Origin of the sequence: Spirosoma sp. SC4-14 (assembly GCF_037201965.1) — a bacterium.
Classification (GTDB): domain Bacteria; phylum Bacteroidota; class Bacteroidia; order Cytophagales; family Spirosomataceae; genus Spirosoma.
In genome coordinates, this window is sequence record NZ_CP147518.1 from 7,286,753 (window position 1) to 7,310,559 (window position 23,807).

The window sequence follows — 23,807 nt, forward strand, 5'->3', positions numbered from 1 at the left end:
TACAGACGAATATCATGCCAAGCGTTTCAGAAAGTAATACATGACTGAGAGTTCGGCAATATATGGTTTATATTGCCCGGCTTATTTTGCTAAAGTATAGTTGATGGAAGTAAAGGAAGCCCCAAAAAAAGCGTCTTAATTACAATCATAAACCATGCCAACCTTACAGCCTATTCAACAAAACCATATTACCTAAAGCACACAAAAGGTATCTATAAGTATTCTAAATGAATAATATGCCACTATACTATCTAACGCTAAACGAGCTCAAAAATCTTCTCAATGCGGTCGGGCAACTCGCTTCGGTCATGTGTAACAAAAAGAATTGTTTTATCCTTTAACGAATCCAGCAACGTTCTGGCTAACTGCATGCTCCGGGCATCCATTGCCTGAAAAGGCTCATCCAGGATTAATACAGGAGAATTCTTCAGCAATGCCCTGATCAATAAAGCCAGCCGTTGTTCTCCTACCGATAATGTCCCGAATGGCCGGTCAATCAGCTCACTAAGGCCAAAATAGTCTAATAACTGACGCAAATCAGCTTCCGTACTGGCCGGAATCCGGGCTGGCACCGTGATTGTATCGGTTAGTCCCGTAAAAGCAACCTGCGCTACGGTCAGGTGCTGCGGGAAATAGAGGTGTAATTCAGGGGAGACAAACCCAATCCGACGTTTCACATCCCAGATGCTTTCGCCTTTGCCGCGTCGTTTGCCAAAAACCCGAACGTCGTTTGCATAAGCCTGCGGGTGGTCGCCATATAATAAACTTAGCAACACCGATTTTCCGGCTCCATTTCGGCCCATCAGTGCCCATCGTTCATTTGTATGAACAGTCCAGTTTATCGAATCCAGAATAACACGCTCATTATAACGAACGCTAACATTTGTGAGTTGAAAAGCCTCCGAAAAATCGGCTGGCTTTGGAAGCGTTTCCAAAACCGGAACGGCCGGAAAAGCACTTGAATTTTCCGGCCGAATAAATTCCTCCCGTGGGCCAGCCCAAGTCATTTTCCCTTGCTCTAAAACCAGAACATGGGTGATAAAACTGGGTAAACTCTCGGGCTCAATAGCAATAACAAGCGTTAAGCCATGTTCTACAAGATCGGCAAGCCAGGTTGTCAGATCAGCGCGAAAGGTAGCATCTAAACCTACAAATGGATTATCCAGTAGAAGCACTTGCGGATGTTGTAACAAAGCCCGACCAATACGGGCTTTGCGGGTTTGCCCATTGGATAGTTTCAGGAACGCGTAATCGAGCAGAGGTTCAAGGCCGAGTCGTTGAATCAGGGCCGTTTCTTCGGGCGACCCAGCATAACGCAGATACTCACGAACGGTAATGACAGGCACTTTATCGTTCGAATCGCTCATGGTGGCATGATAGCGCTGCTGATAAAAATGGCCACTGTATGAAAACTGTCGGGAGTCTTCTTTAAAGGAAACAAACGAAGCCGATAGCGACCGGGTAAGCGTACCGGGCAACGTCGGCAACTGTCCGGCCAGAGCCTGTAACAAGGTTGTTTTACCACTTCCTACTGGCCCAACTATAGCCCAACATTCGCCAGCATGAATGGTTAAATTTAAATTGGTCAGAATGGTCTTCCCACCCCGCCGAACAGAAAAGTTATGCAGAGAAATCAAGTCGGTTGTACTGGACATAAAAAAAGCTGGACGGATAACGTTACAAAGTTATCCACCCAGCTTATCCTCATGACGTTTTGCGCTCAATTAATTCGTCATCGAAGAAGGTTTAGTTGTTGTGCCCGATCTGCTTCTTGTGCGGGTTGGCGTATTTCCAACCGAGCCAGCGCCCATACGATCTGTAGTACCCGAATTGTAGGTTGAATTACTAGGACTCGTACCAGCGCCTGTGCTCATCGAACCTGTTCCGGTTGAGTATGTGCTGTTTGTAGTGCTGCCCGTACCATAGGTGGTTGTTCCAGTGGTAGTACCGGTGCCCATCGTATTAGTCCCCGTACCCATTGTACTGGTACCGGTAGGGTTACCCATCGTATTGGTTGGCGGTTGCGCCGGATTGGTGTTTGTACCGGTCATGGGCTGTGTTTGGTACGTTCCCGAATTGGTGCGATTGTTCTGCCCGTTCGAGTTGGTAGTTGTTCCCATGTTTGTGGTACCCGTCGTCCCGGTCGTACCCGAATTGGTCGTTTGTGCTTGCGCGTTGAGGGCCAGGCCGGCTGCCAGCATGAATCCCAGTTTCAATACATTTTTCATAGTTGAGTCTAAATTGCTATTGTGTTACCCAATAGTCTATAGTACAACTCAACTAAAAATCTATTGTTTTACTGCGTCTATTTATTTTAATGATAGAAACGTGCTTAACTCCATAACCCCCTCTTCATATTTACCTACTAATCAGATATTTACCACGTAAATTAAAAATAAAAAAGCTGGTAACTAAAGAGCTACCAGCTTTTTTATTCGAAGATTTCAGGCAATTATAGATTGCCTTTCTTCATTTCCTTAACGGCAAAGTCAGCAGCACGGGCCGTCAGTGCCATGTATGTCAACGACGGGTTCACGCAGGATGCCGAAACCATGCAGGCTCCATCGGTGTTGAACACATTCTTCACCGAATGGATCTGATTATGTGCATTCAGGACTGACGTTTTAGGATCACGGCCCATCCGTGCGGTTCCCATTTCGTGTATACCGATACCGGGATGCTTCGTCTTGTCGTTATAGGGGGTCACATTTTTAAAGCCAGCGGCTTCGAGCATTTCAGCAGCATCGTTCATCATGTCGATCCGCATTTTGTGCTCATTTTCGCCATAGGCAGCATCGAATACAATCAGTGGAAGGCCCCATTTATCTTTCTGATCGGGCGAAAGCGTCATGCGGTTGTTCGGATCAGCAATCATTTCACCAAAACCGCCCAGACTCATCGTCCACGGCCCTGGTTTGGTCAGGCTGTCTTTAAAATCTGCGCCAAACCCTTCCATACCGTTGCCACGTCCCCAGCCACCACGACCAGCACCGCCCTGATAACCAAAGCCACGGACATAATCGCGTTTATCGCCATTCCAGTTACGATAGCGCGGTATATATACCCCATTGGCACGACGGCCAAAGTAATACTGATCTTCCATACCTTCGTATGAACCGGCAGCCCCAGCAGCCAGGTGATGATCCATGATGTTGCGACCAAGTTGATCAGACTCATTACCCATACCGTTGGGGAAGCGGTGTGATTTCGAATTCATCAGAATGAATGTGCTACCGAAAGCCGATGCATTCAGGAAGATAATCCGGGCATAGTACTCCCGAACTTCTTTCGTATTCTGATCGATAACCCGAACACCCGTTGCTTTTCCTTTTGCTTCGTCATAAAGCACTTCCGACACGATCGAGTCGGGGCGTAGTGTTAACCGACCCGTTTTAACAGCGGCTGGCAATGTTGCCGACTGAGTGCTGAAATAAGCTCCGTATGGGCAGCCCCGCATACACTGGTTGCGGAACTGGCAGGCAGCCCGGCCCAGATCGTAGTGCAGTTGTTTAGGCTGCGTCAGGTGAGCCGTCCGCCCGATGGTTACGAGCCGCTTCGGAAACGCCTTCTCGATCCGTTTCTTGGCTTCCCGTTCCAGGCAGTTGAGTTGCATAGGAGGCAGGAAGTTGCCATCGGGCAATACATCCACACCGTCTTTATTGCCCGAAACACCAACAAAGGTTTCGACATAGGTATACCACGGAGCCAGATCTTCGTAGCGAATTGGCCAGTCGACACCGATGCCTTCTTTGCCATTTGCCATGAAATCTTCTTTGTTCCAGCGGTAGCTCTGGCGGCCCCACATCAGCGATCGGCCACCAACGTGATAGCCACGAATCCAGTCGACTTTCCGTTTTTCGAGATATGGGTTTTCTTTGTCATTTTCGAAGAAGTGGCGCCACTCTTCATTGGCCGTATAGCCTGTACGCATGTTGGCCCAGTATTCTTCGGCTGCCTGCGTTGTGATACGTCCCCGATGCGGAAAATCCCAGGGGTTATTGGTTGCAGTAGGATAGCCCTCAATGTGTTTCACATCGCGACCGCGCTCCAGCATTAATACTTTCAAACCTTTCTGGGTCAGTTCCTTAGCGGCCCAGCCACCCGAAATACCCGATCCCACGACAATAGCGTCGTAGGTCATATCTTTTTTTGCGTCTATATTAAGGTTCATGTCTTTCTATACGTTTGTGGCTTACGGTTTATAGTTTACGATTGCTCTGCTTAAGAAGAGTATATGCTCATAGGCAACGCAACCGTAGACTATAAATCGTAAACAATAAACTAATTTTAAATAGCCCAGGCTTTCTGACCCGATTTGAGTGGTACACAACCATCGTAACGACCAGGAACGGCCACGTACTCAAGCGCCTGTGTACAGCCGATTTCTGACGTAAAATAGCCCGTAAGGGTCAGATCTTTCAGAATGGTATAGAAAGGCGTATAAATCTTTTTAGAATCGGTCGGCATTTGCAAATCTGCCTGCGAATTTTCGACTTTGGTGGCTGCTTTGGCAGCCGCCATTTTAGCGAGTTGTTCTTTGGCGTCGGCTTCCAGTTTTTTTACGATTTCAATCCGTTGCGTCGGATCGAGTTGCACAAAGGCTTTACCGTAGGCATCCTGGCTCAGCTTATTGGTTTGGATTAATCCTTCCAGAAAACGCTGCTGGTCGTCGGGCTTGTAACAATCTTTCAGGATAACATCAATCACTTCATTGACTTTAGCGGCTTTAGCGCCGGGGGTGCTGGTCGTTGGTATGATTGTATCGGCCAGTTCAGCAACGGTAGCGTCCTGATCGGCCGTAAAAAAGAGCGGCTTGCCTGTCAGGGCACGGCGGGTTGCTGAGGCCTCGAGGGTGTCGGCCAGCGCAGGCAACGACATGGTTACTCCAGCTAACGCAGCCACCCGCATAAGGGCGTCTCTTCTGTTCATAATCTTTGAGTGAGTTAGACTTTCAAATAGAACGATATTAGGAAATACAAATGTATAACAATCAAGGAATGGATTGTGCAATTTAGAGATTCTGTTTTGGCAGAACCGGTAATTTATACTCAAACTAAAAACATTGGTCACTAGTCATCTACTAGTAGTGATTCTATTGAAAAAGCTACTACTTGTTCTCCCATCCGACAATACCCACATACCACAACCTACTTACAACCAGACCCTTACAGACGATAAGTAGCTAAACTATTTCGATTTGTATTGATTGGCGCGTTCGTTGCGTTCGGCCAGGATTACAATTTCGTCGATACGGCGAGCGCGGGTTTCGGCTTGTTTGGCATTGAGAAGCCATTCGAGTATGCCGCGTCTGACAGAGCGCGGAAATGCATCGAAATACTGTTTGGCGGTTGGATTTGCATTTAGGCGGGCCTGTAAATCGGGTGGGCAGACGCCTTCCTCCAACTCATCAAGGGCGGTCCAGGTGCCCGTTTGTTTTGCCAGTTCGACCATTGCCAATCCCGCTTCGGTCATCAGACCTGCCTGAGTGAGTTTTTCAACTTTAGCTTTATTGACACGGCTCCAGTTACTCTTAGGGTTCCGCCGGGCGAAGAACTGGTAATAATACTTGTCGGTCCCTTTCCGAACCGCGCTGTCGATCCAGCCAAAACACAGCGCTTCGTCTACGGCTTCATCGTAGGTAACACTGGGCGTCTGGCTTCCTTTTTTATGGATGATCAGCCAGACGTTTTTTTCGATTGCATGGTTGGCCGAAAGCCATTGCCGCCAGGCAGCCTGGCTTTCGGCATAAGTAGTATTAGAATTGCTGGAAGCCATTTGCAATTGACCTCTTAAATGACTTTCAGTTCCTGAACAGCGAGCCAGCTCATCAGGCCCGCTCCTGTCTCCAGCGCAGCTTCGTCGATATCGAACGTAGGTGTATGAACACCCGAAACAATGCCGCGAGCTTCGTTGCGGGTACCAAGCCGATAAAAACAGGAATCGACAACCTGCGAATAGAATGCAAAATCTTCGCCTGCCATCCAAAGATCCAGATCAACAACATTCTCGGCACCCATATAGTCGACGGCCTGCGTCCGAACGCGCCGGGTTAGTTCGGGATGATTTTTCAGGTAAGGATAGCCATGAACAATATCAAATTCGCAGGAACCGCCCATTGCTTCGGCAATACCCTGAGCCAGTTTAACCATACGCCGTTTGCCTTCGGCCCGCCACTCTTCGTTCATGCAACGGAAGGTTCCCTGAATAGTCACTTCGTTTGGAATAACATTCGTAACGCCATCGGCAATAAATCGCCCAAACGACAATACGGACGGGCTGGCAGGCGGACGGTTTCGGCTAATGATTTGCTGAAGTGATACAATGATGTGCGACGCAATCAGAACCGGGTCGACCAGGCTGTCGGGCATAGCCGCGTGGCCACCTTTTCCGCGAACGGTCATATAAATTTCGTCGGTGCTGGCCATATACATTCCTTCGCGGAAACCGATCTTACCAACGGGAATGTTGGGGGCTACGTGCTGTCCCAGCATACTTACCGGCGCGGGGTTTTCCAGTACACCTTCTTTAATCATCAGCGATGCACCGCCCGGCGCTTTCTCTTCGCCCGGCTGAAAAACCAGTTTAACGGTTCCCTCGAATTCATCGCGTAATACATGCAGAATACGCGCAACGCCTAACAGACTGGCCGTATGCGCATCGTGTCCACAGGCATGCATGACCCCCTCAACCGTCGATTTATAGGGAACATCGTTGGCTTCATGAATGGGAAGCGCATCCATATCGGCGCGTAAACCAACCACTTTCGAGCTTCCTGATGCGCCATTTTTCCGACCTTCAATGATGGCCACTAAACCCGTATCGGCTACCCCCTCCTGTGGTGTGATTCCAATTGCTTTCAGTTGATCGGCAACAAACCGAGCCGTATTTTGCTCATGAAACGAAAGTTCAGGGTGAGCATGTAAGTGTCGGCGAGTCTGAACAATATCAGCCGCATACTGACGGGCTAGTGATTTAATTGATTCGAGCATATGTAATGCGGGTTGCCACCCACCTGATCTAAATTTACGACGGGTTGTTGCCCGTACTATTGTATGGTAATAAACTGATAATCGCTGATAACCGTTTCCAGAAAGCTTCGATTGGGCAATGTACTTTGCAGACCCGTCACGTCTTTCACCTTATCGGCGGTTCGCTGTAGAATTGTTTCATCGCCCAGCCGAAGAGCTTCCCGAATAATACTTATGTCACGGTCACTGAGCAGGCGAACGTCGGGAAACTGAACGATATAATTTTCATCGATCGGCCGAATCAAAATATCTTCGAGCGCAACGGCTGGTTTAAGTTTAACAACTGAGGTTCCAGCCGCAATATCGCCCAGCCGCTGTCCTTTGCCATTTACGGCTACGGTAATGATCGGTACAATTCCACCCAGAAAGGCTACCGACTCAACAATCCGAAACAGCCACCGGATCAGGTAAGCACCCAGGCCCGGCTGCGAACCATCGAGCATTACCACCCGAATGCCCAGCGCTATTTTCCCAATACTTCGGCCATTGAGGAGCCATTCCGACAGCAGATCGTAGGCAACAACCGGAAACATAACAGCCACAACATAGACATTACCCGTTTTTATACCTAACCGGGACGGCACGGCCATAACCAGCACAATCCAGCCAAACAGCACCAGGTAGTCGATCATGGCAGCCAGAATCCGTTCGCCAACACTGGCGGGTTCGTATTCCAGTAAAACGTTTTGGGAAGTGCGGACAGCAACAGACATCGGTAATGGTTATTGATTTATACGAAACCTTAACAGGCTCCTAACTGGTAAAAATAGCACCCTTTCTTTGCTTCTTTGTCAACTAATGACCAATTTTCAGAAGCAGACCAGCCATAAACCTTTTATTGCCACAACGGACCCGATTCATGCGTGAAGCTCTTTTCGTAAAACGAAATACCGACAAGTGGCGCGAGATTGAACAAAACCCAACGCGCGACCCCGACGAACTCACTGATCGGTTTATCGAATTAACCGACGATTTGTCGTACGCACGTACCTTCTACCCAAACTCGAACGTAACCCGCTACCTGAACGGCCTGGCAGCCCAGATGCACCGTGGACTGATGCAGAACCGGCGCGACGACCGAAGCCGGTTCATCACGTTCTGGAAGTATGAACTCCCCTTATTGTTTTATAAATCGCACCGGCTATTAGCCGTATCGGCAGCCGTTTTTTTAGTCGCCTGCCTGCTGGGCTGGGTGTCGGCGGCTCACGACAATACCTTTGTGCGGTTGATTCTGGGCGATCAATACGTGAATATGACGCTCGAAAACATAAAAAAAGGCGATCCATTGGGTATTTATGACAGCCGCGATCAGGCTACTATGTTCGTGCAGATTACGTTGAACAATATTTATGTAGCTTTCCGAACGTTCATTTTTGGCTTATTTGCTTCATTTGGCACAATGGCCATGCTCTTCTACAACGGCGTCATGCTCGGGTCGTTTCAATACTTTTTCTACGAACGGGGTCTGCTGCTCGATTCTGTACTAAAAATCTGGATTCATGGCACACTGGAAATTTCGGCCATTGTGATTGCGGGTTGCGCCGGACTGACAGTTGGCAACAGCCTGTTGTTTCCGGGTACGTTTTCGCGGCTGGAGTCGTTCAAGCGGGGAGTTAAGCAGGGCCTAAAAATCGCCATTGGCCTGGTACCAATTTTTATTATGGCTGGTTTTCTGGAAAGTTTCGTTACCCGGCTCACCTTGCCATCGCTGGTGAGTGGCAGCATTATCGTTGTATCGGCCGCTTTCATTATCTGGTATTTCATACTCTACCCAATATCCCTTAACCGCATCCGTCATGATTAAACTATTTCAGCAGCGCGATTTTGGCAACAAAATCAACGTTACGTTCCAGTATGTAGGTCAGAATTTCCGAACGCTCGGCATGGCCCTGCTTTATATTGTTGGACCGATGGCCTTAATAGCTGGTATCGCTTCAGGTATCATGCAGTCGAACATGCTGCGGCTTGCCGGAAGAGCAAACGACTCGTCGAACGACCCGATGGCTGTTCTCCAGCTTATGACCCAGTTTTTCTCACCAGCCTTTTGGCTGACGCTGTTCTTCAGCCTGCTGGCCAATGTGGCCGTAATTCTGACTACTTATGGCCACATGAAGGTGTATGCTCGCGCCAGCGAAACCGGAACAACCGATTCGATAAGTGTGTCGGACATATGGGCCGAAGTACAGCCTGCCATTGGCCGGGCTATCATTATTTCGATCCTTAGCTCAATTCTTACGGCTGTAGCCTGTTTGTTTTTTATCATTCCGGGGATTTATGTTGCCGTTGTTTTATCGCTTTCGCTGGCAGTGACTATGTTTGAAGGCACCGATTTTGGCCCCACCTTTGAACGGTGCTTCAAACTGATCCGCGACAAATGGTGGTCAACGTTTGGGCTGATTGTTGTCATGGGCATCATTGTTGGCCTGGTTGGGCTCATTTTCGCAATTCCCAGCGGCATTATTGGCTTTCTGATTGGTGGCAAACTACTACCCGATGTGCCAACAGTATGGCTCATGCTGGGTAATGTGATTGCGCTCGTCGGCCGAACGCTATTAAACGCAGTACTTTACACGGCAATTGGATTTCAGTATACCAATCTGGTCGAGCGGCAGGAAGGCCGCGGGATGATTTCGGCTATTGATTCGATTGGCACAAATCCAGCACACCCCCGCGCATCGGATGAAGGCAGTTTCTAGTTTCTTTCGTTGGGCAGTAGTCGTATTGTTTAGCGTATGGCTGGCAGTCTGGAAACCAGCCATGGCGCAGACAACTAAACCTAAACCGCAAACAACGGTTGCGGTTCCCGACGACCGGGCCGCAGTGCGGGTACGGTATCCTGCTCCCGAAAAAATTCGGGAATTCAAGGAGGACCGCAACTATCAGTACGACCACGATGCGCCACCACCCGAAAATCCAATTGCCCGTTTTTTTAGCTGGTTCTATCAGAAGTTCATTAATTTTCTGAATAGTGAAGCCTATCAGAACATCTGGCAATATGTAGTGATGGCTTGTATAGCTGGCTTTGCTGTCTATTTGCTGATGAAAGCCGAAGTGCTGGGTTTTCTGTTTCCTAAAAAAGCCGAACGAAATAGCCTCGATTACGAGAGTCTGGCCGAAAACATTCATGAAATTGATTTCGATTCGGCCATTGCCGATGCCGTTGCCCAACACAACTTTCGGCTGGCCGTTCGGCTATTATATTTACAGACCATAAAACGGCTGGCCGATGCCGGTCGTATTGTGTATAAACCCGAAAAAACAAATCGACAATACGTTTATGAACTGGCAACGCACATCGACCCGACCGCATTTGAAAACCTGACTCGTCAGTTTGAATTCGTCTGGTATGGCGATTTCCCAATTGATGAGTCCCGGTTTGCAACCATTCAGCAGCAGTTCAGACAATTTTCGGCCCGCTAATTCCAGAAAACGATCTCATAATTTTGTTAAAGCGTAATAAATACCTGCTGGTCCTACTGGCGACTCTTACGGCCTACATACTTTTTGAGTATTACCGCCCCAAGCCTATTGACTGGACACCAACGTACGAAAACGATGACAAGATCCCGTTCGGGACCAAGGTTCTCTATGCGCTTTTGCCTGATCTGGTGCAGCAGTCTTCGATCAAAACCGTACGGTTGCCCGTCTATAACTTTCTGACTGAGAGCAAGCCAGCCGGGCGCAGTAATTACATTGTGGTATGCCGGGACTTTAATGCCGATGGTAACGATATAAAACAACTGCTTTCTTACGTTCGGAACGGTAGTAACGTTTTTATTTCTGCCTATGGCATTCCCGATTCGCTCGGCTCGGTGCTGGGCTTCAAAGCTGAGGTAAAAGACCCAACGCTTAGCGACACAACGTTGCTGCAAAATTTTGTCAATCCAGCACTCCGCCAGCCAAAAGGCTATAATTTCTTTCATGACGATGGCCGTAATTTTCTGGTCATCACGGCAAAACAACACATAACCGTTCTGGGCCGAAATGCCCGTAAAGAGCCGGTTTTCATTAAAGTGCAATACGGCAAAGGACAGTTTTTCATTCATAATCTGCCACTGGCATTTACGAATTATTATGTGCTATCGCCGAAGACTTCAGCTTATGCCTTCAAAGCACTTTCGTATCTGCCAGCTCTGCCAACCTATTGGGACGAGTATCAGAAACAAGGTCGGTTCGACGAAGAGCAGCAGTCGATTTTCCGGTATATTCGAAGCCAGCCAGCCCTAAACTGGGCCTATTATCTGGTAGTATTCGGGCTGATTTTCTACGCAATTTTCGCCGGAAAACGTACCCAGCGCATTATTCCGGTTATGGAGCCGTTGCAGAATACATCGCTGGACTTTGTAAAGACGATCGGACGGTTGTATTTTCAACAGGGCGATCACGAAAATCTGACCCGAAAGAAGATTCTGTACTTTCTGGCCGACCTCCGCGAACGCTATGGCCTGAACACCACTGTTCTGGACAAAGAATTTGCAGAAACTCTGGCCCGAAAAAGTGGGATTTCGCCCAGTGAAGCCAACGAACTCGTACGGCTTCTGCGCGATGCCCAAAAAAGCATTTCGCTCTCAGAATTTGATTTATTAACGCTCAATGGAGCCATAGAACGATTTAAACACCAAACCGTCTGAACCGGCATTTATATGATTTTGCTGACTGACTTTGATTTTGTTTGATTTCGCGTCAAAGAAGCACTTTATAATAAATTCAGAGTCAGCCAGTTAAATCATATAAATCCCGGTCAGGGATAGTTTATGGAAAATTTAGAAACCCGAATAGATCTAACTCCGCTCACAACCGCCGTCGACGCCATTCGCGCCGAAATTGGTAAAGTCATTGTTGGTCAGCACGAAACCATTGATCTATTGCTAACCGCTTTGCTAGCCAATGGCCATGTCCTGATTGAAGGTGTACCTGGCGTGGCCAAAACGCTCACCGCCAAATTACTGGCCAAAACCATCGACGTTGGTTTTAGTCGAATTCAGTTTACGCCCGACCTCATGCCTTCCGATGTGCTGGGCACGTCGGTTTTTATGCCGAAAACTGGTGATTTTGTTTTCAAACACGGCCCCATTTTCTCTAATCTCGTTCTGATCGATGAAATAAACCGGGCTCCTGCCAAAACGCAGGCGGCATTGTTTGAGGTCATGGAAGAACGGCAGGTTACGAACGACGGCAATACCTACCACCTAAGCGACCCCTTTATGGTGCTGGCTACCCAAAATCCAATCGAGCAGGAAGGCACCTACCGGCTCCCCGAAGCCCAGCTCGACCGGTTTCTGTTCAAAATCATAGTTGGCTACCCCGATACGGCGGCTGAAACCGACATTCTGCGTGGCCATCACCAGCGCCGAAACCTGACCGACGCCCTCGATGCCATTCGTTCGGTATTATCCGGCGATCAGTTAGATGATCTTCGGCAACGAGTGCATCAGGTGCATATTGAAGATCATTTGTTCGACTATATCACCCAGATAGTACAGGCCACCCGCGCCAATAAGTCACTATATCTGGGCGCTTCCCCGCGTGCATCGGTAGCGCTGATGAATAGCGCTAAAGCCCTGGCTACGCTTCGCGGTCGGGACTTTATTACGCCCGAAGATGTTCAGGAACTGGCGGCTCCAGTACTTCGGCATCGGGTTCTGCTCACGCCCGAGCGCGAGATGGAAGGCGGCACCGCCGATGAAGTGATTACGCAACTGGTACAGAAGATTGAAGTTCCCCGATAGTTCAATGAATAGCGTACAATGAATCGTCGTTTTCTTCCCGGCTTTCGCTCACAAGCGTGGTGGGGCGTGGCCATTCATTATACTTTTTTCGCTCTGTCCTGTTCATTTCTGTATGCCCAGGCTCCACGCGGCAATCAATTGACCGGAACATGGATTGGTGTCCACGCGGAGTGGGATCTGGATTTCGTTTGCCCGCTACCAACTTATCTGCAACTTAACGCCGATGGTAGTTACCGGCTTGGCATGGTCGATGGTTCAGCCAGTCCGCACATATCGACCTGGGCTATTGAGGGCGATTCGGTTCGTCTGGATACTATACACTTTGCGCCTGGGCTTGTTACCCGGCAAAATGATCTGTTACGTATTGGAACAGCTTACCCAATGCTCTTCCGACGATTTACCGACATAGCCATTGATTCAGCTCTGGTTTACCAAAAACTGGCAGGGCGGGTCTGGCAGAGCGACAGCCTACTGGTGAGCTTGTATAAAGATGGCAAAGTGAGTCTTGAAAATACGAGAACCAAACAACGAACGGCCCATTTCTGGCAACTATCCCGATTTGGCCAGTCGGTCTTTCTGACGATTCGCGGTAATCAGTATAATCGCGATGGCAATTACAAACCATTGTGGCAAGTGGCAAGTGTGAGCCCACAACAGGCTCAGCTTATTGGCTGGGATGGTGAGGCAGTTCATAAAAAGTCGTTCAAGCTCATGAGAGCGCTATCGGCAACCGATGTTTGCCAGCCTTCCGGTTTTCAAACCTGCGATGTTTGTTTCAGGCAAATCTGGCGGGAGGTGCCAATGAGTCGTACGCATAAACGATATGATTTGACAAAACTATTCTTCCAGCAGTATCAGCCCGTTTTTCAGGTTGGGCAGTCCGGGCTGATTCGTATTCAGTTTGTTGTTAACTGTCAGGGCGAACGTGGCTTGTTTTCGGTAAGTGGTTATGGCGAAGACTATTGTCCTAAGCGCTTCGATTCGCGCATTACCGATCAGTTGTTAGCGCTTTGCCGCGACCGCGTTTTTACTGACGATGGGTCTCCTTCATTAGACAACTCCTCCAACGACATAGCTGTTTCGTTAACCTTCCGGCTGAAAGATGGCCGACTAATCGACATGCTACCATGAAACAGATCAGCTTTCTTTTTCTGTTTTTGTCGGTTTCTGCCTATGCGCAGGAAGGAGAATATTATCTGAAACGGTCGAAGACCATGCTGGCAGAAAACCGCAAGGCTCAGACAAGGTTCTTTTTTGCCGAAAAACGAGAACAACGGCGGCTGGATACCCTTTCGGCCAGCGCTCAAAATGACCGCTATCGCGCCCTAAACGCTCTTTGGCAGGGCAACTATGAGCGAGCGTCCTACTGGCTCGAAAAAACGGCGGCTACGTATCCTAAAGAACATGCTTTTGTTGGCGAAATTTATCTGGATCAACTACACGATTATACGCTTGCCATCCAGCATTTTAATGCCTATGATGTCTTAACGCCTAACTTCGACGATATTATTCGACATAATCCGGTCAGTTATTATCGCGGACTTGCCTACCGTGGTCTGGGTAATCAGCGAAAAGCGATAGAACAATTTTCGATAGCTATCGATTCACTGGCGAACAAACACGGTGCAGAATGGGTCAACTACCGGCAGTTCGTTAGTCGGGCCGTAAGTTATATTGAAGTACAGCAACCCGAACTAGCCCTGGCCGATTTGGACAAAGCCTTACGCAATTTTAACCGTAGTGCGCTGGCTCAATATCACCGTGGCCGGGCGTTGCTCCGGTTGAACCGGACTGCCGAAGCCATGACGGCTTTTCTGGATGCATCCTTTTTCTTCAAAGCCTTACGGACCGAACGCACCGGCGACTATCAGGAAGATGATCATAACCCAGTTTACGAAGCAGAAATTGACGAAGCTATTCAAAACCTTAAATCCCTGAACCGTTGACGTTTCTCCGACCTCTGTTTGTTTCGGCCCGCCTGTGGTTCACGCTTATGGCCTTTGTGCTCTTATTTGTGGCGGCCTACGCTTTCCCAATTCTGTTTCCGCTGGTGCAGATCGGTTTTGTTATGTTCATCATTCTAATCGGTATCGATGGCTGGCTATTGTTCCGAACAAAGTCTGCCCCGAATCGTGGAGCTTTTTTCGCCCGGCGGCAAGTGCCCGAACGATTGTCGAATGGCGACGAGAACCCACTGACCATTTTTCTCGAAAACCAGTATCCATTTCAGGTTCAGATAGAGGTGATCGACGAAATTCCGTTTCAGTTTCAACGGCGCGATGTGCTTTTCCGCACTACATTGAATGCTCGGGAGACCCGAACGATCCGCTACGAATTGCGTCCTGTTCGCCGGGGCGAATATAGTTTTGGAGCCGTCAATGTTTTTGTCCTGACGCCTTTGGGCCTACTAAAGCGCCGGTATCAGTTCGAGCAGGGGAAAATGGTAGCTGTGTATCCGTCGTTTTTACAAATGCGTCAATACGAACTGCTGGCCGCCACCAATCGGCTCAACGAAGTAGGTATTAAGCGCCTTCGACGTATCGGCCATAGCATGGAATTTGAACAGGTTCGCCCTTACAGTACTGGCGACGACGTTCGGACGGTAAACTGGAAAGCCACATCGCGCCGAACCGATTCGCAGGGGGCTACGCTCATGGTCAACGCCTATCAGGACGAGCGTTCACAACCTGTTTATTGCCTGATCGATAAAGGCCGGGTGATGCAATCGCCCTTCGAAGGGCTAACCCTTCTCGATTATGCCATCAATGCCAGTCTGGTGCTTAGCAATATCGCATTGATGAAACAGGACCGGGCCGGTATTCTGACCTTCTCCGATCATGTAGGTCAGTTACTTCCGGCTGATCGGCGAACGGGCCATATGCTCAAAATTCTGGAACTCCTCTATCGACAGAAAACCCACTTTCTGGAAAGCGATTACGAGAGTCTTTATTCCAGCGTACGCCAGCATATACGGCATCGGAGTTTACTGCTCCTGTTTACCAATTTTGAGACGGTCAACGCTATGCACCGTCAGCTACCCTACCTGCGTCGGCTTGCTAAAGATCATTTGCTGCTGGTTATTTTTTTCGAGAATACCGAACTGCGTAGCCTGCTGGATCAGCCAGCTACCGATACAGAACAAATTTACCTCAAAACAATTGGCGAGAAATTCGCCTATGAAAAGAAGCAGATTCTGAAAGAATTGGCTCAGTATGGCATTCAAACGATTCTGACCGCGCCCCAAAACCTAACAGCCAACACGGTCAATAAATACCTGGAATTGAAAGCGCGGGGAATGATTTAGAGAATTAGTGATTTACCTTCGGCCGTTGGTCATTTGTAAATTCTCTTCCTAAGAACCAGTGACGCCGAAGGCAAGATAAACAGTTTAATTATCGCCAAGGCTTCCTTTAACCGATTCGTAATCGGACTTAATTCGTCCCATTTCCTTGGCCAGAAAGACTTGAAGCTGTCGATTGAATTCGTCTTTTTCTTCGTCGGAAAGGGACGCATACAGCTCTTTTAATTCCTGATTGATCGCTGCCCGCTCGGCATTATCAACCGCGTTGATGGACCGATAATGGTATTTTTTAAAATTATACTCCATAGTTTATTCTTCAGGCAAATTGGTAAAATCTCTTCTATACAAACTGACATCCGTCGATGGTAACCAGGCTGTCAGTAGATACACAATGAAGTGTTTCCAGCCAGCCATTAGGTTGTTCAGTCTGTCGGTAAACAAATCTACAAACACCAGTTCCCGCGCCGTGGCCACCTTTTCATAGTTTGGCCGTTTAGCCGTCGGTCTCAATAAGAAATTCCTCAAATTCCTCCCAGGATGCAGCTATAGTGACCCGTTCACTAGGCCCAAGCACTGCTCATTGGTTAGCCATATTTTCGCTACAACCTGCATATAGTTTTGGCTTTTAAGTAAAGATACAGGAATCGGCTATAATGCAAAAAGCCCCTTCATACGAAAGGGCTTCCTGTTTAATAGGTATTCTTTTTATGATTTTGCCAGTTCCTGTTCTTCTTTGAGCCGGTTCCGTTCAATCCGACCCGACACAATGATACTCACTTCATAAAGTAGTGTTAATGGCAGCGCTACCAGCACCTGGCTATAAATATCGGGTGATGGTGTGATGATCCCGGCAACCACCAAAATCACAATCCAGGCGTGTCTGCGATATTCACGCATAAATTTTGGTGTTAAAACGCCTACTTTCGACAGTACATAGGCTACCATCGGCATCTGAAAGATTAAGGCACACCCTAACGAAAGCGTTACCAGTATCCCAATGTAGGAGGTTATATCAAATTGGTTTTTGATCTCTGGAGTGATTTGAAAGTTTGCCAGAAAATTGATTGCCAGCGGAGATACGATAAAATAGCCAAAAAGAAGCCCCATTAAAAACAGGATCGACACATAAAATACGGCTCCCCGGGCAGCCTGCTTTTCGACCGATCGCAGACCGGGTTTAATGAACCGCCACAACTCCCAGAAGGCATATGGAAATGCAAAGCAAAGGCCAATAATAGCCGATGATGTCATGGCCATCGTAAACTGATCTGACACACCCAGCGATTGCAACTCAAAATTAAGTTTCTTCACGCATAAATCGGCATAACCGGTTTTGTCTGCCAGTTTACACATCATTCGATATGTCCAGAAGTCAGGGTTTTTAGGCCCCATAATGACGACATCAAAAATTTCTTCGATGAAAATAAAGGCAATGATGGCAAACACAAAAATGGAGCCAACGGCCCGAATTATGTGCCAGCGAAGCTCTTCCAGATGGTCAAGAAAGGACATCTCCTTGCCATCGGCTTCGATCTCCTCATCGGTCATTTGATCTAGTGGCATTGTTCTAACTACGAATGATTGAATGACTGAATAATTGAATGATTGAATGAGAAAAATCTACCTATCAGCGAGCACGATTTATTCAATCCCTCAATCATCAATTAACTTTTATAGAGCGGAAATGCTTTCATCCACTCGTTGATTTCCTCTTTAACGGTCGCTAAGGTCGCTTCGTTGTCATGATTCATCAGCACCTTGTCGATATATACGACAATTTGCTCCATGTCCGATTCTTTCAGTCCGCGCGTTGTCATGGCGGCCGTTCCCACCCGAATACCCGACGTTACCATCGGCGACTTATCATCGAACGGAACCATATTCTTATTGATGGTGATGTCTGCCTTAATCAGGGTATTTTCGGCCAGTTTACCGGTCAGGCCTTTGGAGCGCAGATCGATCAGCATCAGGTGATTATCCGTACCCCCCGAAATAATGTCGTAACCACGATTCAGGAAGGCGCTGGCCATTGCCTGCGCATTGGCTTTCACCTGAACGGCATAATCGTAGAAATCGTCGGATAGAGCTTCGCCAAATGCTACGGCTTTGGCTGCAATAATATGCTCCAGCGGCCCGCCCTGCGTACCAGGGAATACGCCCGAATCGAGCAGCGACGACATTAACCGCAATTCGCCTTTCAGGGTTTTGATACCAAACGGATTTTCGAAATCATCACGCATCATAATCATACCACCACGCGTACCACGGAGGGTTTTGTGCGTAGTTGTTGTAACAATATGTGCGTAAGCCAACGGATCGTTCAGCAACCCTTTCGCAATCAGTCCGGCCGGGTGCGACACGTCGGCCAGCAACAGCGCGCCTACTTCGTCGGCAATGGCACGCAAACGGGCATAATCCCAGTCGCGGCTATAGGCCGACGCACCGCAGATCAGCATTTTAGGTTTTTCGCGCTTAGCGGTTTCTTCTACAACATCGTAGTTGATAACGCCTGTTTCCTTCTCTACACCGTAGAACGTTGGCCGGAAATATTTTCCTGAAATATTAACTGGCGACCCGTGGGTAAGGTGACCACCGTGCGACAGGTCGAAACCCAAAATGGTATCGCCCGGCTGAAGGCAGGCCAGAAATACGGCCGTATTGGCCTGAGCACCCGAGTGCGGCTGCACATTGGCCCAGGTTGCACCAAACAGTTCTTTAGCCCGATCAATGGCAATTTGTTCGACCTGATCAACTACCTCACAGCCACCGTAGTAGCGCTTACCGGGTAATCCTTCGGCATATTTGTTAGTTAGAACGCTCCCGGCCGCTTCCATAACGGCAGGTGACACAAAATTTTCAGACGCAATTAATTCAATGCCCGACTCCTGACGGTGTTTTTCTTTGGCAATCAGGTCAAATACCTGCGTATCGCGGGTGGTGGTGACGGTAGTCATGCTATGAGCGGTTTGTGCTTTCGTTTCTCAAGATCTGGTTGCAAAAAACATAAACAAATCGGCAACCAAACAAGCAGTTACTCACAAAGGTACGGCGGAAAACGGTAGGATGTTGGAGATTTTTGGTATCCGTTAAACTACAATTAAATATAGCGCCTGTAACAGCTATAGATACGTTTTTCGTGTTCTGATTAAACCTTCACTTTTAACTTTTATCCTATTGGCAAACAAGACAATTCTAGGATTGTCATTGTAATGTAGAGTTTACTAAAATACATAAAACGCTATGAAAACTATCAGTAATCGAGTAAAAGCGCTGTTTGTATTTGCCCTATTGTTTTCGGCTGTTTTTACGGCCTGCACCGCAACAGCGACCACTCAGGGGCCTCCGCCCCCACGTGTTGAGGTTATTCCAAGAGCTCCATCTGTTCGTCATGTCTGGGTTCCCGGCCATTATGTACGCCGGGGTCGCAATTATATCTGGGTCAATGGTTATTATCGGGTTGCCCCGGCTCGCTACACAGCCTGGGCACCTGGTCACTGGCGGCAAACCCGCCGGGGCCCGGTTTGGGTCAATGGCCACTGGCGTTAATCTCTATTTACTCAAAACAGCCACCCTATTAAGACAAGGGTGGCTGTTTCATTTACTTCTGTTTCGACATAACCTGATACTGAAGTGGTGTAACTCCCGTATAAAGTTTAAACTGCCGATGAAAGTGTGAATTATTATTAAAACCGCACTCCAGACAAACCTGACTAATACTTAAATCCAGCTCGGCCAGTAATTTCCGGGCATGACTGATTCGGAGTTCGTTTAAATATTCTACAAACGACTTTCGGGTCCGTTTCTTAAAATAACGACAAAAGGCCGCCGGAGCCATACCCGCTACCGAGGCAATCTGCTCCATTCGAATCTCCGTCCGAAAATTGCTCAGCGTGTACTCCAGCACTCGTTTCATTCGCTCGGTTTCCGATGCCCCTGGAGCTAGTTGATACCCTTCGCTAGCTAACAGGGCAGCATTGCGGTCTGCTACCAGTAGATCCAGAATTTCTAACAAACCCAACAGTTGTAACAATCCTGTTTTTTCGGGCAACTCCTCCAGCTTTGTTAACACCTGCCGACTAATAGGTTGCGCAAACCGTAAACCATAACGCGAACGTTCGAGCAACTGGCGGATCAGCGTCGCTTCCGGAACTTTCGCCAGCCCCTGTTGAGCAAACTCACCCGTAAACTGTATAACAATAGACTGAACTTGCCGAGTGGAGTCTTCCCGATAATATTCGTCGTCGCTTCGCCAGAAATGCGGCAAATCTGGCCCAAGTAATATCAGATCACCGGCCTGAAAGGATTCGACATGGTCACCTACAAACCGCCGGCCGTAGCCTTCGACGATATAAGTCAGCTCATATTCAGGATGATAATGCCAGGGCGCATCGAAATAAGGCAACCGAAACCGCCTGACGAGCACAGAACTTTGCTCTCCAAATGGTAATTTCTCAAATAAAGCCTTCATTTATCATCCTATTTTAACCATATTAATGAATTTTAACTAAAATTTGGTCAAAAATACATATAAATTAGACAAAACCGCTTCTTTTCTACTGCCTGCCATCATCTATTTTTGTGTAGTATTTATCCCCTTACCGAATTTGTTTATGGAGGCTACGATCAATAAAGAGCAGCTACGGCAGGAGCTCGATACACCGTATGAAGTTAGTCAGTCAGCTATTGCCTTTTACCAGCAGAACGGTTATATCAAGCTCAAACACGTTCTGAGTCCGGCAACTTTGAACTATTATGGCGAGATTATTACCGATCAGGTTTTTCGGCTTAATACGCTCATTAAGCCAATGGACGAACGGACCACATACGAGCGGGCTTTTCTGCAAATTATGAATCTGTGGCTGGAAGATGAAGAAGCCAAAGAGTTTGTGTTCTCGAAACGACTGGCTAAAATTGCCACCGACCTGATGGGTGTCGAAGGCGTCCGGCTCTACCATGATCAGGCTCTGTATAAAGAACCATCGGGCGGCATTACACCCTGGCATGCCGACCAGTTCTACTGGCCCCTGGCTTCGCCGAAAACCGTTACGGTCTGGATTCCGCTACAGGACACACCGATGGAAATGGGGCCACTGGCTTTTGCCGAAGGAAGTCAGCATGTAGAAATCGGGCGTGGTATTGAAATCAGTGATGAAAGCGAACAACTCCTGGCCGATGAACTACAGAAACAGAATTTTTCAGTTCACGATACGCCGTTCGAACTTGGCGAAGTGAGCTACCACGCCGGCTGGACGTTCCACCGCGCTGGTCCAAACACATCTGATCGGCCACGGAAGGTAATGACCATGATTTATATGGATAAAGATCAGATCATTGCTCAGCCCCGCAATCCGTATCAGGTAGCCGATCATGCCAAATGGCTCAACAACGTTGCGGTAGGCAGCCACCCTCAGGATGAGCTAAATCCGGTGTTATTCAGCTATTAATAACTGATTTCAACACAATAGTCGCTAATCGATAGCAGTTAAAGAAGAGATTAACTGCCACTGATTAGCGACTATTTGCGTACTAGGGAAATGTTTTTGCTCTATTTCTGTTTCCTTATAAAATTATCATCACTTACCCAAAGCGGTATGAAACCAATACTAGCACTCGTTGTAGGGTTGCTTATCAGTTTTACTACAACGGCGCAAATTCGCAAAGATCCCACTCTCTGGTCTGCCAAAACAGACAAACAACCAGCTAAAGCTGGCGATGTTGTTAGTGTCCGTATTGAAGTGACCATTGCCGATGGCTGGCATCTCTACTCAAACGATCTTGATCCTAATATCGGACCAGTACCAACATCATTTAAATTTGCCGGTTCAGATGCCTATTCGCTTGTCGGAAAAGCAACTCCTATTGGAGTTGAAGAAGTATTTGAAGAAGTATGGGGCGCTAAAGTCCGTCAATTCAAGAATAAGGCTGTTTTTGTTCAGAAAGTGAAGTTGCTAAAACCAATGGCTGTTTTTGCTGGAACAGCCGAATATCAGGTTTGCTCTGATAAAGACGGAGTTTGCCTGCCTCCTACGGAAGTTGAGTTTTCGACGGAGCTGAAAGCCATTGCGTCAACTCCTACCACTACAACCACAGCCGTTGCTACGGCACCCACCACAACATCGACAGCAACGCAACCTGTCCCCGAAACTGCCGTTGCTGCCACAACGCCAGCCCCTGCCGTTACAACTGCCAAAGCCACCAGCCAGACCGAGCCAAGTGTTGCCGATGCACTAAAGGAGCCAGAACAGGCACTGGATGAAGGAGCCACGGCCTCTGGCGGATCACTATGGGGTTTCATGCTGGCAGCCTTTCTGTCGGGTTTGGTGGCCTTGTTAACGCCCTGCGTTTTTCCAATTATACCCGCTACGGTTAGTTTCTTCACCAATCAGCAGGGTGGTCAGTGGAAAGCGTTTCTTTACGGAGGATTCATTATTGGCATTTACGTTATTGTGGGTACGGTTGTATCACGAATCAACGGGCCCGCCTTTGCCAATTTCGTGAGTACACACTGGTTGCCCAATGTACTATTCTTTGCTATATTCTTTGTATTTGGGCTTTCGTTTCTGGGCCTGTTTGAAATTGTATTACCTAACTCGCTCATTAATCAGGCCGATGCCCGATCTGAGAAGGGCGGAATAGCAGGTATTTTCTTTATGGCATTCACGCTGGTGCTGGTGTCGTTTTCCTGCACGGGGCCAATTGTAGGGAGCCTGCTGGTAGCGTCGGCAGGTGGCGAAGTAATTAAGCCTATTTTGGGAATGGCGGCCTTTTCGTCGGCCTTTGCCGTGCCTTTCACCTTGTTTGCGGCTTTCCCGCAATGGCTCAAAAATCTGCCCCGCTCGGGTGGCTGGCTGAACTCGGTTAAGGTAGTACTGGGCTTTCTGGAACTGGCCCTGGCCCTGAAATTTCTGAGCGTTGCCGATCAGGTATACCACTGGGGTTTGCTCGACCGAGAGGTTTTTCTGGCGTTGTGGATCGTCATTTTCGCCTTGCTTGGCTTTTATTTCCTGGGAAAAATCCGGCTCCCACACGACAGTGAGGTGAAGCATATCAGTGTTCAGAAACTGCTTCTGGCCATTGTAACTTTCTCGTTCGTTGTCTATATGGTTCCCGGCTTGTGGGGTGCTCCGCTGAAATCGTTATCGGGCTATCTGCCTCCCGAAACGTCGCAGGATTTCAATTTATATGGCCGTCAGTCGCTGGCCAGCCAGAGCCCTGCCAATTCACTTGGCGAAACGCCAAAATATGCGAACCTGTTTCATTTGCCACACGGTTTGCAGGGCTTTTTCGACTATAAACAGGCACTGGCCTATTCTAAAAAAGTGAACAAACCTGTGTTTATCGATTTCACCGGTCATGGTTGTGTCAACTGTCGTGAGATGGAAGCACGGGTATGGTCTGACCCGGCGGTGTTATCGCGCCTACAGAACGACTTTGTTGTGGTGGCGCTCTACGTCGATGATAAAACCGAACTACCCGAATCGGAATGGTATACCTCCACGTATGACCAGAAGGTGAAAAAAACCATTGGTGCGCAAAATGCCGATCTGCAAATCACCAACTATAATAACAATGCTCAACCACACTATTGTCTGGTCGATAGCAATGGCAAATTGCTGGTCGCTCCTAAAAACTACGACCGCAGTGTTGAGAATTTTGTAGCTTTTCTGGAAACAGGCAAGGCCAAGTTTTAGGTAGCCTAGTTGCTACTTACATTTTGCAAAGCAGAGCGGCCCGATCAGTTGATCGGGC

The 23,807-nt window shown here is 48.2% G+C and carries 22 protein-coding genes; 11 read left to right on the forward strand and 11 right to left on the reverse strand.

The features are described from left to right. Nucleotides 1-257: 257 nt before the first annotated feature. The 7 genes from WBJ53_RS30070 to WBJ53_RS30100 all read right to left on the reverse strand — a co-directional run bounded on the left by WBJ53_RS30070 (nucleotide 258) and on the right by WBJ53_RS30100 (nucleotide 7,741). Complete coding sequence (locus WBJ53_RS30070; RefSeq protein WP_338873254.1) at nucleotides 258-1,655, reverse strand: ATP-binding cassette domain-containing protein; 1,398 nt, start codon at nucleotides 1,653-1,655, stop codon at nucleotides 258-260. A gap of 69 nt (nucleotides 1,656-1,724) precedes the next feature. Beyond that, nucleotides 1,725-2,228 (reverse strand): hypothetical protein, encoded by a 504-nt coding sequence (locus tag WBJ53_RS30075; RefSeq protein WP_338873256.1) that lies wholly within the window; start codon nucleotides 2,226-2,228, stop codon nucleotides 1,725-1,727. A 224-nt stretch (nucleotides 2,229-2,452) separates the two neighbouring features. Continuing rightward, entirely contained in the window at nucleotides 2,453-4,171 is a 1,719-nt protein-coding gene (locus tag WBJ53_RS30080) for a GMC family oxidoreductase (protein ID WP_338873258.1), read from the reverse strand. A gap of 116 nt (nucleotides 4,172-4,287) precedes the next feature. Beyond that, the gene (locus tag WBJ53_RS30085) at nucleotides 4,288-4,929 is read right to left on the reverse strand and encodes a gluconate 2-dehydrogenase subunit 3 family protein (protein ID WP_338873260.1); all 642 of its coding nucleotides are present in this window, start codon (nucleotides 4,927-4,929) and stop codon (nucleotides 4,288-4,290) included. Nucleotides 4,930-5,187: 258 nt separating this feature from the next. Then, nucleotides 5,188-5,775, reverse strand: a complete 588-nt coding sequence (locus WBJ53_RS30090; protein ID WP_338873262.1) for a YdeI/OmpD-associated family protein — start codon at nucleotides 5,773-5,775, stop codon at nucleotides 5,188-5,190. A 14-nt stretch (nucleotides 5,776-5,789) separates the two neighbouring features. Continuing rightward, a complete protein-coding gene (locus WBJ53_RS30095; RefSeq protein ID WP_338873264.1) occupies nucleotides 5,790-6,989 on the reverse strand; it encodes a M20 family metallopeptidase in 1,200 nt (399 codons plus the stop codon). A 56-nt stretch (nucleotides 6,990-7,045) separates the two neighbouring features. Next, on the reverse strand, nucleotides 7,046-7,741 hold the full coding sequence (locus WBJ53_RS30100) for an RDD family protein (RefSeq protein ID WP_338873266.1): 696 nt from the start codon (nucleotides 7,739-7,741) through the stop codon (nucleotides 7,046-7,048). Between the two features lie 146 nt (nucleotides 7,742-7,887). Here WBJ53_RS30100 and WBJ53_RS30105 point away from each other — a divergent pair, with 146 nt between their 5' ends. The 8 genes from WBJ53_RS30105 to WBJ53_RS30140 all read left to right on the forward strand — a co-directional run bounded on the left by WBJ53_RS30105 (nucleotide 7,888) and on the right by WBJ53_RS30140 (nucleotide 16,061). After that, nucleotides 7,888-8,832 (forward strand): stage II sporulation protein M, encoded by a 945-nt coding sequence (locus tag WBJ53_RS30105; protein ID WP_338873268.1) that lies wholly within the window; start codon nucleotides 7,888-7,890, stop codon nucleotides 8,830-8,832. After that, on the forward strand, nucleotides 8,825-9,724 hold the full coding sequence (locus WBJ53_RS30110; RefSeq protein ID WP_338873270.1) for a hypothetical protein: 900 nt from the start codon (nucleotides 8,825-8,827) through the stop codon (nucleotides 9,722-9,724). Before WBJ53_RS30105 ends, WBJ53_RS30110 begins: the two co-directional genes overlap by 8 nt. Continuing rightward, complete coding sequence (locus tag WBJ53_RS30115; RefSeq protein WP_338873272.1) at nucleotides 9,708-10,448, forward strand: DUF4129 domain-containing protein; 741 nt, start codon at nucleotides 9,708-9,710, stop codon at nucleotides 10,446-10,448. The genes WBJ53_RS30110 and WBJ53_RS30115 overlap by 17 nt, the downstream gene beginning before the upstream one ends. Nucleotides 10,449-10,471: 23 nt before the next feature. Continuing rightward, on the forward strand, nucleotides 10,472-11,659 hold the full coding sequence (locus tag WBJ53_RS30120; protein WP_338873274.1) for a DUF4350 domain-containing protein: 1,188 nt from the start codon (nucleotides 10,472-10,474) through the stop codon (nucleotides 11,657-11,659). A 123-nt stretch (nucleotides 11,660-11,782) separates the two neighbouring features. Further along, nucleotides 11,783-12,757 carry a MoxR family ATPase gene (locus tag WBJ53_RS30125; RefSeq protein ID WP_338873276.1) on the forward strand — a complete coding sequence of 325 codons (975 nt, stop codon included), beginning with the start codon at nucleotides 11,783-11,785 and terminating at the stop codon, nucleotides 12,755-12,757. A gap of 18 nt (nucleotides 12,758-12,775) precedes the next feature. Then, complete coding sequence (locus tag WBJ53_RS30130) at nucleotides 12,776-13,888, forward strand: hypothetical protein (protein ID WP_338873278.1); 1,113 nt, start codon at nucleotides 12,776-12,778, stop codon at nucleotides 13,886-13,888. Then, the gene (locus WBJ53_RS30135) at nucleotides 13,885-14,703 is read left to right on the forward strand and encodes a tetratricopeptide repeat protein (protein ID WP_338873280.1); all 819 of its coding nucleotides are present in this window, start codon (nucleotides 13,885-13,887) and stop codon (nucleotides 14,701-14,703) included. Before WBJ53_RS30130 ends, WBJ53_RS30135 begins: the two co-directional genes overlap by 4 nt. Further along, nucleotides 14,700-16,061, forward strand: coding sequence for a DUF58 domain-containing protein (locus tag WBJ53_RS30140; protein ID WP_338873282.1), 1,362 nt, complete (start codon nucleotides 14,700-14,702; stop codon nucleotides 16,059-16,061). The genes WBJ53_RS30135 and WBJ53_RS30140 overlap by 4 nt, the downstream gene beginning before the upstream one ends. Before the next feature lie 84 nt (nucleotides 16,062-16,145). Here the strand turns inward: WBJ53_RS30140 and WBJ53_RS30145 are convergent, their stop codons facing one another. From WBJ53_RS30145 to glyA, 3 genes are all read right to left on the reverse strand, one after another. Continuing rightward, a complete protein-coding gene (locus WBJ53_RS30145) occupies nucleotides 16,146-16,364 on the reverse strand; it encodes a hypothetical protein (RefSeq protein WP_338873284.1) in 219 nt (72 codons plus the stop codon). Between the two features lie 399 nt (nucleotides 16,365-16,763). Continuing rightward, entirely contained in the window at nucleotides 16,764-17,621 is an 858-nt protein-coding gene (tatC, locus tag WBJ53_RS30150; protein WP_338873286.1) for a twin-arginine translocase subunit TatC, read from the reverse strand. A 101-nt stretch (nucleotides 17,622-17,722) separates the two neighbouring features. Continuing rightward, on the reverse strand, nucleotides 17,723-19,012 hold the full coding sequence (gene glyA / locus WBJ53_RS30155) for a serine hydroxymethyltransferase (protein ID WP_338873288.1): 1,290 nt from the start codon (nucleotides 19,010-19,012) through the stop codon (nucleotides 17,723-17,725). A gap of 286 nt (nucleotides 19,013-19,298) precedes the next feature. Here glyA and WBJ53_RS30160 point away from each other — a divergent pair, with 286 nt between their 5' ends. Further along, nucleotides 19,299-19,604, forward strand: coding sequence for a hypothetical protein (locus WBJ53_RS30160; RefSeq protein ID WP_338873290.1), 306 nt, complete (start codon nucleotides 19,299-19,301; stop codon nucleotides 19,602-19,604). Nucleotides 19,605-19,656: 52 nt separating this feature from the next. On the opposite strand, the gene WBJ53_RS30165 is transcribed toward WBJ53_RS30160, so the two are convergent. Continuing rightward, nucleotides 19,657-20,526, reverse strand: a complete 870-nt coding sequence (locus WBJ53_RS30165) for an AraC family transcriptional regulator (protein WP_338873292.1) — start codon at nucleotides 20,524-20,526, stop codon at nucleotides 19,657-19,659. Between the two features lie 142 nt (nucleotides 20,527-20,668). Here WBJ53_RS30165 and WBJ53_RS30170 point away from each other — a divergent pair, with 142 nt between their 5' ends. Then, complete coding sequence (locus tag WBJ53_RS30170; protein ID WP_338873294.1) at nucleotides 20,669-21,502, forward strand: phytanoyl-CoA dioxygenase family protein; 834 nt, start codon at nucleotides 20,669-20,671, stop codon at nucleotides 21,500-21,502. A gap of 147 nt (nucleotides 21,503-21,649) precedes the next feature. Further along, nucleotides 21,650-23,749 (forward strand): cytochrome c biogenesis protein CcdA, encoded by a 2,100-nt coding sequence (locus WBJ53_RS30175; RefSeq protein ID WP_338873296.1) that lies wholly within the window; start codon nucleotides 21,650-21,652, stop codon nucleotides 23,747-23,749. The last annotated feature ends 58 nt before the right edge of the window (nucleotides 23,750-23,807 follow it).